The 14,606-nt window shown below is 36.2% G+C and carries 8 protein-coding genes and 2 tRNA genes; 7 read left to right on the forward strand and 3 right to left on the reverse strand.

The features are described 5' to 3' along the window. Positions 1 to 132 precede the first annotated feature (132 nt). From FC091_RS14295 to FC091_RS14315, 5 genes are all read left to right on the forward strand, one after another. Positions 133 to 3,054 (forward strand): SusC/RagA family TonB-linked outer membrane protein, encoded by a 2,922-nt coding sequence (locus tag FC091_RS14295; protein ID WP_138434939.1) that lies wholly within the window; start codon positions 133 to 135, stop codon positions 3,052 to 3,054. 6 nt (positions 3,055 to 3,060) lie between these two features. Further along, positions 3,061 to 4,707, forward strand: a complete 1,647-nt coding sequence (locus FC091_RS14300) for a RagB/SusD family nutrient uptake outer membrane protein (protein WP_138434941.1) — start codon at positions 3,061 to 3,063, stop codon at positions 4,705 to 4,707. 17 nt (positions 4,708 to 4,724) lie between these two features. Further along, the gene (locus tag FC091_RS14305; RefSeq protein ID WP_138434943.1) at positions 4,725 to 5,852 is read left to right on the forward strand and encodes a SusE domain-containing protein; all 1,128 of its coding nucleotides are present in this window, start codon (positions 4,725 to 4,727) and stop codon (positions 5,850 to 5,852) included. Positions 5,853 to 5,862: 10 nt separating this feature from the next. After that, the gene (locus FC091_RS14310; RefSeq protein ID WP_138434945.1) at positions 5,863 to 7,314 is read left to right on the forward strand and encodes a SusE domain-containing protein; all 1,452 of its coding nucleotides are present in this window, start codon (positions 5,863 to 5,865) and stop codon (positions 7,312 to 7,314) included. 72 nt (positions 7,315 to 7,386) lie between these two features. After that, positions 7,387 to 10,263, forward strand: coding sequence for an alpha-amylase family glycosyl hydrolase (locus FC091_RS14315; protein ID WP_138434947.1), 2,877 nt, complete (start codon positions 7,387 to 7,389; stop codon positions 10,261 to 10,263). Between the two features lie 215 nt (positions 10,264 to 10,478). On the opposite strand, the gene FC091_RS14320 is transcribed toward FC091_RS14315, so the two are convergent. The 3 genes from FC091_RS14320 to mutS all read right to left on the reverse strand — a co-directional run bounded on the left by FC091_RS14320 (position 10,479) and on the right by mutS (position 13,411). Next, positions 10,479 to 10,563 (reverse strand) — tRNA-Leu (locus FC091_RS14320). A 44-nt stretch (positions 10,564 to 10,607) separates the two neighbouring features. Then, positions 10,608 to 10,679, reverse strand: a tRNA-Gly gene (locus FC091_RS14325). 95 nt (positions 10,680 to 10,774) lie between these two features. Then, positions 10,775 to 13,411 carry a DNA mismatch repair protein MutS gene (mutS, locus tag FC091_RS14330; RefSeq protein ID WP_246035956.1) on the reverse strand — a complete coding sequence of 879 codons (2,637 nt, stop codon included), beginning with the start codon at positions 13,409 to 13,411 and terminating at the stop codon, positions 10,775 to 10,777. Between the two features lie 110 nt (positions 13,412 to 13,521). Here mutS and FC091_RS14335 point away from each other — a divergent pair, with 110 nt between their 5' ends. Next, positions 13,522 to 14,055 (forward strand): RNA methyltransferase, encoded by a 534-nt coding sequence (locus FC091_RS14335; RefSeq protein WP_138434949.1) that lies wholly within the window; start codon positions 13,522 to 13,524, stop codon positions 14,053 to 14,055. A gap of 26 nt (positions 14,056 to 14,081) precedes the next feature. After that, on the forward strand, positions 14,082 to 14,597 hold the full coding sequence (locus FC091_RS14340) for a gamma carbonic anhydrase family protein (RefSeq protein ID WP_138434953.1): 516 nt from the start codon (positions 14,082 to 14,084) through the stop codon (positions 14,595 to 14,597). The last annotated feature ends 9 nt before the right edge of the window (positions 14,598 to 14,606 follow it).

Consider the following 14,606-nt stretch of genomic DNA (forward strand, 5'->3'; position numbering starts at 1 on the left):
TTTTAACACGAAAACGTTTTCGTGACATATGTCATATTTTTTAACACTCAAATCACACTAATTTTACATAGATTTAACCCAAGAAGTGAAAATATAAATCAATTAACTAAGCAATTAACTTAAAAATATTGTATGAAAACATTCTTAAATGCCTTATTGTTCTGTTTAATAATGGTCCCTGCCACATTAATGGCACAAACAACCGTTTCGGGTACAGTAACAGATAAAGCAAACGCTATGCCTTTACCAGGTGTAAATGTGCTGGTAAAAGGAACTTCTAGAGGTGCATCTACCGATTTTGACGGTAAGTTCTCTTTAGAGGTTAACCAAGGTGAAACTATCGTAGTTTCTTATGTTGGTTACAAAACTCAAGAAGTAACCTTTAATGGTCAATCTAATCTTGATATTGCACTTGAAGAAGATGCAGCACAATTAGACGAAGTAGTCCTCATTGGTTATGGTTCTACAACGAAGCAAGATGCCACTGGCGCTGTTGAAAAGGTAGGAGACGAAGAGTTTAACCGTGGAGCCATTGTAGCTCCTCAACAACTAATCGCTGGTAAAGCTGCAGGTGTCCGTATTACTACTGGCGGTGGTGCCGCAGGAGAGGGTGGTGAAATTAGAATTCGTGGTGGCGCATCATTATCCGCTACAAACGATCCGCTTATTGTCATCGACGGTTTACCAATAGATCAAAGAGGTGGAGCCCAAGGAATCACCAATGCTCTAAACTCGGTTAATCCAGCAGATATTCAAGATTTTGTAGTGTTAAAAGATGCTTCGGCTACTGCAATTTATGGTTCTCGTGCGTCTAACGGTGTTATTTTAATTACCACGAAAAAAGGACAGGCTAACCAACCGTTTAAAGTAGAATATGGCTTGCAAGCATCTGTACGTAATGTTGCAAACACGGTAAACGTATTGTCTGCAAGCGAGTACAGAGCTCTAGCTTCTGATCCACGCTTTGATACATCTACTTTAGGAGATGCTAGCACAGATTGGCAAGACGAACTCTACCAGACTGGTGTTGGTATGATACATAATGTAACGGTATCCAAAGGTTATGAAAACTTTAATTTTAGGGTTAACCTTAACCACACCTCTCAAGAAGGTCCTTTAGATGGATTATTTGAACAAACTGGTGCTAATATGGCTTTTGTTCATCGTTTTTTAGATAACGATTTAAAGTTAACATTAACATCTAATCTTACTCAAAGTGAGTCTGATTTTGCTAACCAAGGTGCTATTGGAAGTGCCGTTAGGTTTGACCCAACCCAATCGGTTTTTGATGAGAATGGTAATTTTACACAATATCCTTCGAATCCTAATGCACCAGTCAATCCATTATGGTATTTAGATCCTGCAAATGACAATGATAGACAAACCGTTAAGCGTGCTATCACTAACTTTAACATTGATTATAAATTTTGGTTTTTAAAGGAACTTCGTTTTAATTTAAATGCTGGTATTGATTATGCTGAGAATAATGGTCACCGTTTTGAAGAGGCAAGACCAAATGTAGATAATAGTGTTCCTTTAAATGAAGTATCTTCTGGTCTTAATAGAAATACCTTATTAGACTTCTATCTCAATTATAAAAAGAATATCGAATCTTTAAATACAACCATAGATATTACAGCCGGTCACTCATTTCAGGAATTTTATATAGAAGGTTTCTTTGATAGAGTATCTAATGCGCCTATTAGCCAGACCGATATCAATAGAAACGCCTTAGAGTCGTATTTTGCAAGAGCAAGTTTTGATATCGCTGATAAGTATTTGATTTCTGCTACTTACAGACGTGATGGTTCTTCTAGATTCAGTGAAGATAACCGTTGGGGTGATTTTGCAGGTGTATCTGTTGGCTGGATTTTATCTAACGAATCATTTTTAAAAGATTCGTTCTTCTCTAATTTAAAGCTTCGTGCAGGTTGGGGACAAACGGGTCAGCAAGAGCTTAATGATCGTAATTATGGGTATTTAGGAATTTACACTCCTTCGCGCAACAATGCAGCCAATGTACAATTTGGCTACAACCAAGTTAATGGACAAGTTGATTTAACAGATCCTATCTTTATACAAACTTTACGTCCTGAAGGATTTGATGAAAATCTTAAATGGGAGCAAACAGATCAGTATAACGTTGCATTAGATTTTGGTTTCTTTAATAATAGATTAAACGGTACTATTGATGCCTATTACAGGGAAACAAAAGATTTATTATCCACCATCCCTACCGCTGCTGGTTCAAATTTAACTGACTTACTTACAACCAATGTTGGTGAGGTTACTAGTCGTGGTTTAGAATTTACTCTAAATGGTGTCATTTTTCAGCAAGAGGATTTTGGTTGGGATGCCAATTTTAACCTAACTTTCCAAGACCAAGAAATTACTAGTTTGAGTTTAAACAATGACCCTAACTATTTTATTTTAACTGGTGGTATATCTGGTGGTGTTGGAAACAACATTCAAATTCTAAGAGAAGGATTTGACCCAACAACATTCTTTGTCTTCCGCCAAGTATATGATAGTAATGGTGATCCTATAGAAGGAGCTTATGTTGATGTTAATGGAGATAATCAAATTACTGAGGCAGATAGACAACCTTTCAAAAAAGCGACTCCAGATGCTTTTATTGGTTTTACCAATAATTTTAGATACAAAGATTTTGATTTAAACTTTACCTTTAGAGGAAGTTTCGGAAACTATGTGTATAATAACAGTGCTTCTCAATCAGGTAATATAAATGCCGTAGTCAACCAAGCGGGTTATCAAGCCAACGCCCATGCTAGCTTCTTGGATACTGGTTTTGAAAATCAACAATTATTTTCTGATCATTATATAGAGCGTGCAGATTTTGTTAGATTAGATAATATCTCATTAGGTTATACCTTACCTTTTGAAAAAATGACCTTAAGAGCTTCCTTAACGGCAACCAACTTATTCGTCATCACTGAATATGATGGCTTAGACCCTGAAATTGGTAATGGTATTGAGAACAATTTCTATCCTCGTACTAGAGATGTTGTTTTAGGCTTGAACTTTACATTTTAAAGAAAGATGAAAAATTATATAACAAAAACAAACAAAGCTATGATGACAAGAATGATTAAAACTGTCTTGTTTGTTTTCACAACTGTATTATTTATGCAATCTTGTGAAGACCGACTAGACCTACAACCTGAAGATGCAAGGCTTACTGCCGATGCAGCTTTTGAAGATCCAGAAGCTTACCAAGAATTTCTAGGAAAACTTTATGCTGGGATTTCACTGAGTGGACAAGAAGGACCTTCTGGTTCAGCAGATTTAGCTGGTTTAGATGAAGGGTTTTCAAATTACTTGCGTTTGTATTGGAAAATGCAAGAGTTAACGACTGATGAAGCGCTTATTGCATGGAATGATGGTACTATTCAAGATTTGCATACACAAACATGGACCGCTGGTAACGAATTTATACGTACCATGTATAGTCGTATTATGTACCAAGTCGCATTATGTAATGAATTTTTAAGACAAACTACAGATTCTAAATTAGATGGTAGAGGTGTTGATGGTGACTTACGTGCCGAAATTCAAGAATATCGTGCAGAAGCCAGATTTATGAGAGCTTTATCGTACTGGCATGCCATGGATTTATACGCGAATCCACCTTTTGTAACGGAAGATGATCCTATTGGGGCTTTTCTTCCACCTCAAATTCAAAGAGCTGATTTATTTAATTACGTAGAATCTGAACTTTTAGATATCTTAGATGATTTAGCTGAACCTAATGCAGATCCAGCTACATATTATGGTAGAGCAGATAGAGCTGCAGCTTGGATGGTGTTGGCAAAAATATATCTTAATGCAGAAGTGTACACTGGGACATCGCGCTATGCAGATGTTATTACTTATACTAACAATATTATTAATGCTGGCTATTCTATACCAGATGTACCTTACTTCTTCTCATTTTTAGCGGATAATGATTCTAACGGTGCTCAAAACGAAGTGATTTTTACTATTCCCTTTGATGGATTAAGAACGCAGGCTTTTGGAGGTATGACGTTTTTAACACATGCTCCCGTTGGCGGTACTATGGACCCTGCTGATTTTGGTATCAACGGTGGATGGTTTGGTATTAGAACTACGCCTACTTTCGTTGAACAATTTCCTGGTGAAGAAAATTCTCTAGATGGTAGAGAGTTATTATATACTGATGGTCAAAACAAAGATATTGCAGACGTTAGTACCTTTACTGAAGGATTTGCTGTTGCAAAATTCAGAAATGTTGATACACTAGGTAATCAAGGTTCTGATAGTTCTGGTGACCACACTGATATTGATTTCCCAATGTTTAGATTGGCAGATGTGTATTTAATGTATGCTGAAGCTGTATTACGCGGCGGCGGCGGCTCTACAAGTACTGCTGTGGATTATATTAACGAATTAAGAGAGCGTGCCTATGGAAATACTAGTGGTAATATTTCTGCTGGTGATCTTACTTTAGACTTTATTCTAGATGAGCGTTCTAGAGAGTTATACTGGGAAGCACACAGAAGAACGGATCTTATACGATTTAATCAATTCTCTAGTAATGGCGTTTGGCAGTGGAAAGGTAATGTACAACAAGGCACAACCACTGAAGCCTTTAGAGATGTGATGCCTTTACCTCAGACCGATTTAGGTATCAACACTAACTTAGAGCAAAATCCAGGTTATAACTAAAATTAAATATAAATACAATGAAATTAATAAAAGTATTACCACTGTCATTACTGCTTGTATTTTTTGTTACCACGAGTTGTGAAAAAGAAGATTCAGAATTTGTAGCTTCAAATAGTACTCCTATTGCACTAGAAGATTTGACAATTTCTGATGTAGTAATTGATGGTTCTAATCCAAATAATCCTGCAGTAACCTTTAATTGGACTAATGCAGATTTTTCTGAAGCTGTTGTGGAAAATTATTCCGTTGAGTTTTCATCTGATCAAGCTTTTACAAGTCCAGTTGAAGGTACGAGTACTGCCGGTACTAGTTCTGTAACTATGACTATGAGTCAACTCAATTCAACAGCTGATAATGCTGGTCTCGCACCACTAGTGTCAAGCCCAGTATATGTTCGTGTTATTGGGTCAATAGGAGATCAAAGCCAATTACCTGTAGTGTCAAATACAATCAGTTTTAATGTAACACCATTCTTCAACTATTCGTTTAAAGACTTCTATTTAGTTGGTAATGGTACTTCTGCAGATTGGAATAACAACAATAATAATCCTGCTTTATTCAGAGATCCTGTTGATAGTGATTTCTACACCTTTACAGGCTATTTTACTAAAGGTGGTGGTGGTTTTAATGATGGCCGCTTTAAAGTCCTAGAGTCTCGCGGTCAATGGCAACCACAATGGGGAGTTTCTGCCGACGAAGGATCAGATAATATTGAGAATTCAGGTTCTATAGCTGGTAACCCTGCAACTCAAGATAGCGATCCAGGAAGATTTGGAGTTGATGCTGACGGTTTCTACACCTTTACTATTGACTTTGATGCTATGACCTATACCATGAATCCTTTTGATGCCAGTGGCGCAGCAGATTTTACAAGCATGACAATTCAAGGTTCTGCTCTATCAGCTAGTACGAGTATGCAGCAATCATCTTTCGATTCTCATTTGTGGTACATCAGTAGTATAACCTTAGTACCTGGTGAATTACAGTTTATGACGAATACAGGTTCAACTTGGGCAGGAACTACAGAGTTTTCTGGACAAGCTACAGAGGGATCAGATAGTATCCCTGTTATTGTAGGTGATGATTATGAAGTTTGGTTTAGCGACCTTACTGGTGACTATATTATGATCCCATTAACTCTCTAAAAAAATAATTATGAAAAATAAACTTTATAAATTTATCGGATTCTTCTTTATTGTTGCAGCTGCATTTACAGCATGTGAGGAAGATGATTCTGTTAATATTACTGAACCGGATCCTGCGCTAGTATTAGACTCACCAACGTCTACTAGTGTAGTATTGAATTTTGGTTTACCAGATAACCCAGCTCTTACAGTGACATGGACCGATGAAATTACGGGAAGTAGCTCATATGATGTGCAAGTGGATACTGAAGAGGATTTTAACAATGCTTCCACAGTAGGTACTTCGTCAACTAATTCATTTTCTCTTTCTACTTCCGAATTAAATTCAATTTTAAATTCTTTAGGAACTAGTTCATTAGAAAATGTGTCTCTTTATGTTAGGATTAGTGCTGGAGGTACTCTAAGTAATGTTATTGGTTTTTCTGTAACAGCCTATCCTATTGATGGTGCTGAAATTACTGGTCCAGCTGCAAATGATAGCTTCGTTCTATCATTATCTACTATAGATGATACTGCGATTACTGTAAGTTGGGTAGACTCAAATACCAGTTCTACTACTCACGAGGTACAACTAGCAGTTTCTGGAACAAATTTTACAAGTCCTGTTCCTTTGGGAAGTGTTACAGATGATAATAGTCTATCAGCTACTCATGGTGATTTAAATGCCGTTGCACTTGGCTTAGGTCTTGCATCTGACACAGCTAGTGATGTAGATATTAGAATAGTTTCTATTAGTACTAATAGTTCTGGAGCTACAGATACCCGTACTTCTGAATCTGTTACAGTTTCTATTACTCCATACTCAGTAGCATTTCCAAATTTATACTTAGTTGGTGACGCTACTACTCCAGGTTGGAATAACAATAACAACAATACTGTAGTTTTTAGAAATCAAAATGTTGCCAATAATTATGTTTACACAGGATATTTTAATGCAGGTGCATTTAAGCTTCTAGAAACTCCAGGACAATGGCAACCACAATGGGGAACTAATGATGGTTCTACGTTAGCTGTAAATCCTGGTGGTGGTTCAGACCCTAATGTTTTCAGTGTAGCCACTGCAGGTTATTATACTTACGATTTTACCATTGTAGGTGAAGGAGGTAGTTTCACAGTAACTCCATATGATGCTTCTAGCGATCCAACATATAACTTAATTGGATTAATTGGTGCAGCTATCGGTGGTTGGGGAGACGGAGATGAAATAGACTTGACTCAAGATCCTAACAATCCTCACTTATGGTACGCCTTGAATGTGAGTTTCGAAAATGGACAAGAATTCTTAATAAGACCAAATGATGACTGGGGTAATGGTGTTTGGAGATATACAGGGTCTGAAGAGCTTCATGGTCAGGCAAATTTAGCTGGCAGTGGTGATAATTTCCCATTTACTGCACCTACCGGCTCTTATGATTTTTGGTTTAATGACATAGATGGTAGCTATGTTATTGTTCCTAATTAATCAATAATATTTTTTGTTAAAAGGGCTGTTTTAATCGACAGCCCTTTTTATTAATTTTTTAAAAAACTTACTATGAAAAAAATTATACAAATCTTCTGTTTGCTTATTGCCAGTTTTATATATGGGCAACAACAAACAGTTACATATAGTGTAGTTCCTTCAGCTTTTGAAGAAACAGATGTCATTACGCTAAATTTCGATGGTGCTTCTATCAACGAAAGTTTGTGGGGTATTACAAACAATCAATTATATCTTTGGTCGTGGTCCTATGACATTAATGATACTAATGAACAAGATTGCCCTACAAATGGATCTTGGACGAATTCTAGTGAAGATAATGTACTCACTTACAATAGTGGAAGTGATACTTATTCTATAAGCTTTGTACCTACCACGTTCTATCAAAGAACAGGTATAGGTCGTATAGGATTTTTAATAAAGGCTAAAGATGGATCTGGTGACAAAAAAAGCCAGGATATTTTAGTAGAGGTTGGCTCATTTCAAGTGACTTTAAACTCACCCGTTGAAAATGAAGCTCAGGTTGTTACCTCCGGTTCAAATATTTCAATCTCTGCAACAAATACTAATGGTAATGCAGATTATGTACTTTCATCTAATGGAGCTGTGATTGATACTCAAAACAATATATCGAGCTACAATTATAATTTTAATAATATTACAGCTAATCAGTTTTTTAGTCTTGATGTAACACAAAACAGTACTACGATTACTAAGTCATTTTCTGCGATTGTAAATCCAGGCAGTAATAATGCCGCTCTACCTGCAGGACTAAGTGAAGGTATTAATTATAACTCTGGGGATGCAACAAAAGCTACTCTTGTTTTGGATGCACCACTTAAAGATTTTGTCTATATAGCGGGAAGTTTTAATGATTGGCAACCTACATCTACGTATGCTATGAAGAAAGACCCTAGTTCAACTAAGTTTTGGTTGGAATTGACTGGTCTAACACCTGGAGAGATCGAAACATACCAATACTGGGTACTCGATGAAACACCTATTGCCAATTCTCCTGCATTAGTTAAAACCGCTGATCCATTTTCTACTTTGGTATTGTCTCCTTTTGATGATGGTGGTGTACCTGCGTCATCCTTTCCAAACCTTCCTGCTTACCCAAGTGGTCAAGAACGCGAAGTAACTGTATTACAAACAGGTCAAACCCCTTACAATTGGCAGGTCACTAACTTTAATAAACCAAGTAAGGAAGACCTTATTATTTATGAAGTATTAATAAGGGATTTTGATGCCAATAGAAACTATCAAGACTTAATAGACCGAATGGACTATTTCAAAAATCTCAATATTAATGCTATTCAATTGATGCCAATTATGGAATATGATGGTAATGAAAGCTGGGGTTATAATACCTCTTTTCATATGGCTTTAGATAAATATTATGGTACACCAGATAAGTTTAAAGAATTTGTTGACTTATGCCATCAAAATGGCATTGCAGTCATATTAGATATTGCACTTAATCATGCTACAGGCCGAAATCCTCTAGTACGCATGTGGATGGACGATGCCGATGGTGACGGTTGGGGAGGACCCAGCTCTGAAAATCCTTATTTTAATACTGAAGCCCAACATGATTACAATGTTTTTAACGATTTTAACCATCAGAGTACTTTGACTCAGGATTATACGAAAAGAGTGGTACGTCAATGGATAGAAGAGTACAAAATTGATGGGTTCCGTTGGGATTTAACAAAAGGGTTTACTCAAAATTGTGGTCCTGGGTCTCCAGGAGGCTGTACAGATGGTTATCAACAAGATCGAGTAGATGTACTTAGGTCCTATGCAGATTATTCATGGTCTTTAGACGAAACCCACTACGTAATTTTTGAGCATTTAGGACAAGATTTTGAAGAACAACAATGGGCAAATTATCGCTTAAATGAATCCACCCCAAAGGGGATTATGATGTGGGGCAAAATGACAAGTGAATATACAGATTTAGCTCAAGGTTTTGGTGCCAGTATCAACCGTATGGGACACGAGAGTCGTGGGTTTAATGGCCCGCGTTTGATCGGTTATCCAGAAAGTCATGACGAAGAGCGCGTAATGTATGAAGCTGTCACCTTTGGAAACAACTCAAATGCTTCACATAATGTAAGAGACTTAAATACTGCTCTTTCGAGAATTTCTGCTATTGGTGCTGTATCAACAATGATTCCAGGACCTAAAATGATTTGGCACTTTGCTGATCTAGGAATGGATGATTCAATATGGACTTGTTCAGATGGAGTTACTGTTCAGGTAGGAAATGATGGCTGTAAGCTAGCCACAAAACCTCAACCACAATGGACTGAGAATTGGCTTTCGGATGCATTAAGAAGTCAAATTTATGATGATTGGTCTAAACTACATACATTAAAAACTGAAGAACCTGTATTTGAAGGTGATTATAGTATTACTGGAGGAAGCGGAAACCTTACACAAAGAATCGATATTTTTGATACATCAATACCTACTAATCAATTGAGAAATGTTATCATTTATGCCAATTTTGGTGTAACTACAACAAGTATGAATACTGATTTTCCTTTTGGTCTTACATCTACTTGGTATGACCTTATGGATCCTACTGGAAACACCACTGTAAGTAACTTAACGCTATCTATTACCATACCACCTGGTCAGTTTAGAATATTAGGTAATCGACCATCAAATGTTTTAAGCATAGAAGATAATGAGCTTAATGGTTTCACTATCTACCCTAATCCTTCTCGTACATCTTTTAGCATTGGTGCTAATGTTTCTGATGTACAGGTTTATGACTTAACAGGAAAGCTTGTAAAATCGTTTAGCGGTAGTTTTACCCGAACAGATGTGTTTGATATTTCGAACTTAAACTCTGGAATGTACATTGTGAAAGTTGAAAATGACAACAAGCGAACTATGACAACTAAGTTAGTCAAGCTCTAATTATTAAGTGTTTTTTTGAGCAAAAAGGCTTCTCACTGAGAAGCCTTTTTTATTCTTAGATGTCATTCGAGAACAAAAGTTTAAACCTTTTGTGAGATAATTAATACTCTCAATGATTTTTATAATTAAAAAAAATGAGATTTTAATATAATAGGATCTAAAATTAAAAAAATGGAAAACAAAAAGCCGAAACTAGAGTTTCGGCTTTTCTTTTGTACTGAAGGCGGGACTTGAACCCGCACGGCCATAATGGCCATTGGATTTTAAGTCCAACGTGTCTACCAATTCCACCACTTCAGCATCCAAGTTACAGACTGTAACTTAATTGGTATATATTATTGTAGAGCGAAAGACGGGATTTGAACCCGCGACCCTCACCTTGGCAAGGTGATGCTCTACCCCTGAGCTACTTTCGCAGTTTTTTAAGAACTATTTCGCTGTAAAAGCGGATGCAAATTTAAAATAAATCTTATAAAAGCAAAGCCTTTTTTAAAAATAAATACAATTTATTTTAAGCCTGTTTTTTATTCACCATCATTCGTTTTATTTCATTAAGTTTCATTAAAGCTTCAACTGGCGTTAAAGTATCAATATCTGTGTGTAAGATTTCGTCTTTGATCTCCTCTAAAAGAGGGTCATCTAAATTAAAGAAACTTAACTGCACATCATCCTTTAGAGATTTTACCTTATCCGTTAGTTCTTCACTTGAATGTGATTTTTCAAGTTTGGTTAAAATTTTATTTGCGCGTCTTATCACTTGTTTTGGCATACCAGCCATTTTTGCAACATGAATACCAAAACTATGTTCGCTTCCACCTTCAACGAGCTTTCTAACAAAAAGCACATTGTCTTTTAATTCCTTAACAGCCACATTAAAGTTTTTAATCCGGGCAAAGGTTTCTGTCATTTCATTAAGTTCGTGATAGTGTGTTGCAAAAAGTGTTTTTGGCTTTGCAGGATGCTCGTGCAAATACTCGCTAATTGCCCATGCTATAGAAATACCATCATAGGTGCTTGTACCTCTCCCAATTTCATCTAACAAGACTAAACTTCGGTCTGATATATTATTAAGAATAGAAGCTGTTTCATTCATTTCTACCATAAACGTAGATTCTCCCATAGAGATATTATCGCTTGCTCCAACACGTGTAAAAATCTTATCTACAAGTCCAATTCTGGCTTGTTCTGCTGGCACAAAACTTCCAATCTGTGCTAGTAACACAATTAATGCCGTTTGTCTTAAGATTGCCGATTTACCAGACATGTTTGGCCCAGTAATCATTATAATCTGCTGCGATTCTCTATCGAGATAGACATCGTTTGCAATATAAGCTTCACCTAATGGTAATTGTTTTTCTATAACAGGGTGACGACCTTCCTTAATATCTAGCTCAAAACTATCATCAATTTGAGGATAAGAATAGTTATTACTCTTTGCCAAGCTTGCAAAACCACAAAGGCAATCTAGCTGGCCAACTAATTGCGCATTTTGCTGTACTTGGATGATAAATTGATGCATCCAGCTTACCAACTCAGCAAACAACTGTTGCTCTATGGCTAAAATGCGTTCTTCGGCACCTAATATTTTTGCTTCGTATTCTTTTAACTCTTCAGTAATGTAACGCTCTGCGCTTACTAAGGTTTGTTTTCGTACCCATTCTTGTGGTACTTTATCTTTGTGCGTATTTCTAACTTCAATGTAATAGCCAAACACATTGTTTGATGCTATTTTTAATGACGGAATGCCTGTACGCTCACATTCGCGCTCTAGCATTTTATCTAGATAATCCTTGCCTGACTTTGACAAGCCTCTGAGTTCATCGAGTTCTTCAGAAAATCCTTCAGCAATGATATTGCCTTTTAAGACATTAACAGGAGCCTCTTCGTTTAATGTTTGCTTTATTTTTTCGCGAAGCAAATCGCAATTGTGAAGATTACTCCCAATAATTTTTAAGGCTTCATTTTCACAACTTTCCGCAATAGATTTTATAGGAACAATTGCTTCTAAAGAGTTTTTAAGCTGAATCACTTCGCGTGGACTCACCTTAGTGGTTGCAATTTTAGAAATAAGACGCTCTATATCTCCAATATGTTTTATTTGTCCTTGCATTTTTTGAAGCGCAACATCATGCTCCAATAAATACTTCACAACCTCATGACGTTGTTTTATTTTTTCAGCATGCTTTAGTGGCAAGGCCAACCAACGCTTTAAGGTACGACCTCCCATTGCCGAAATTGTTTTGTCAATAACGTTAATTAAAGTTACCGCATTGGCATTGGTAGAGTGGTATAATTCTAAATTTCTAATGGTGAATTTATCCATCCAAACGTAATCGTCTGTAGCAATTCTGGAAATAGTTGCGATATGCTCTAACTTGTTGTGCCTTGTTTCACTTAAATAGTGTAACACAACACCTGAAGCAATAATACCTTCATACAAATCTTCTACACCAAACCCTTTTAAGGTTTTAGTATTAAAATGCTTGGTTAATGTTTCATTGGCATAATCTGCCTGAAACACCCAATCTTCCAAATAAAAGGTATGAAAATCATTTCCAAATGTTTCACTGAAGGACTTTCTGCTTTTTTTGGAAATAAGCACTTCACTCGGATTAAAATTCTGAAGTAACTTATCTATATATTCGGCATCTCCTTGAGAGGTTAAAAACTCACCTGTTGAGATGTCTAAAAACGATATTCCGATGTAGGTTTTATCAAAATGAACAGCACACAAAAAGTTATTAGACTTAGAGTGTAAAATATCGTCATTTAATGCTACACCAGGTGTTACCAATTCTGTAACTCCTCGTTTGACAATTTTTTTAGTTTGTTTAGGATCTTCAAGCTGATCGCAAATTGCCACACGCTCACCTGCTTTTACCAACTTTGGTAAATAGGTGTTTAATGAATGATGCGGAAAACCAGCTAATTCAGTTTCGCTATCGCTACCTGCACCACGTTTGGTTAAGATAATGTCTAGTATTTTGGACGCTTTTACAGCATCACTACCAAAGGTTTCATAAAAATCCCCAACTCTAAACAGCAATAATGCATCAGGATACTTTGCTTTTATAGCATTGTACTGCTTCATTAATGGTGTTTCTTTTTTTGCCTTTTTAGCCAAGAGAAATGTGTATTTTTGCTTCATCCCGATTGTCATCAGGACTTGTAATTGTAAGATTGCTAATGTAGCCAAATAGCCTTATTATATAAAGCCATTTGAACATAAGTTATTTACAAAACACATAACATTTCAACATGCGTAAATTAAAAAATAGCGAATTAGACCGTCTCGATGTTTCTGAATTTAAAGAAGCTAAAAAGTCACCAATAATTATAATTCTGGATAATATTCGTAGTTTAAATAACATTGGATCTGTTTTTAGAACGAGTGATGCTTTTTTAATAGAAAAAATTTACCTCTGTGGCATTACAGCGCAACCTCCACATAACGATATTCGCAAAACAGCTTTAGGAAGCACAGAAACTGTTGACTGGGAATATACAGAAAACACAATAGATGTTGTCACCAATTTAAAAAACGAAGGTGTAAAAATCTGTGCTATTGAACAGGCTGAACATGCAACGATGTTAGATACATTTCAACCTCAACCTAATACTAAATATGCTTTTGTATTTGGTAATGAGGTTAAAGGCGTGGCGCAAGATGTAGTATCTGCCAGTGATGAAGTTATAGAAATACCACAATTTGGGACTAAACACTCTTTAAATATTTCCGTAAGTGCTGGTATGGTTATTTGGGATGTTTTTAGCAAATTGAAGAAGATTTAAAATTATTCATTCATAAAATTATAATTATGCCAATTATTAAACCCGTTAGAAATATACACCCTCAAATATCTGAAGATTGTTTTGTTGCCGACAATGCTACTATTGTAGGCGAAGTTACCATGGGTAGTCAATGTAGTATTTGGTTTAATGCTGTTGTTAGAGGCGATGTGCATTATATAAAAATGGGAAATAAGGTGAATATACAAGATGGTGCTGTAATCCATGCAACGTATCAAAAATCACCAACTACTATTGGTAATAACGTTTCTATTGGTCATAACGCTATTGTTCATGGATGCACAATACACGACAATGTACTTATTGGTATGGGAAGCATTGTGATGGATGACTGCGTTATTGAAAGTAATAGCATTATTGCTGCTGGTGCTGTGGTAACCAAAAACACAATTGTAGAATCTGGCAGTATTTACGCTGGTGTACCAGCTAAAAAAGTAAAGGATATTAGTGAGGAATTAATCTCTGGGGAGATTGACCGTATTGCAAACAACTATGTAAAATATTCTGGCTGGTTTAAAGAATAAAAATAAGTC

The organism is Winogradskyella algicola, from assembly GCF_005869935.1.
GTDB lineage: Bacteria > Bacteroidota > Bacteroidia > Flavobacteriales > Flavobacteriaceae > Winogradskyella > Winogradskyella algicola.

Bases quoted from the DNA above. Each gene is read 5' to 3' on its own strand.
- FC091_RS14295 (WP_138434939.1), top strand. From the start codon at position 133: ATGAAAACATTCTTAAATGCCTTATTGTTCTGTTTAATAATGGTCCCT.
- FC091_RS14300 (WP_138434941.1), top strand. From the start codon at position 3,061: ATGAAAAATTATATAACAAAAACAAACAAAGCTATGATGACAAGAATG.
- FC091_RS14305 (WP_138434943.1), top strand. From the start codon at position 4,725: ATGAAATTAATAAAAGTATTACCACTGTCATTACTGCTTGTATTTTTT.
- FC091_RS14310 (WP_138434945.1), top strand. From the start codon at position 5,863: ATGAAAAATAAACTTTATAAATTTATCGGATTCTTCTTTATTGTTGCA.
- FC091_RS14315 (WP_138434947.1), top strand. From the start codon at position 7,387: ATGAAAAAAATTATACAAATCTTCTGTTTGCTTATTGCCAGTTTTATA.
- mutS (WP_246035956.1), bottom strand. From the start codon at position 13,411: ATGAAGCAAAAATACACATTTCTCTTGGCTAAAAAGGCAAAAAAAGAA.
- FC091_RS14335 (WP_138434949.1), top strand. From the start codon at position 13,522: ATGCGTAAATTAAAAAATAGCGAATTAGACCGTCTCGATGTTTCTGAA.
- FC091_RS14340 (WP_138434953.1), top strand. From the start codon at position 14,082: ATGCCAATTATTAAACCCGTTAGAAATATACACCCTCAAATATCTGAA.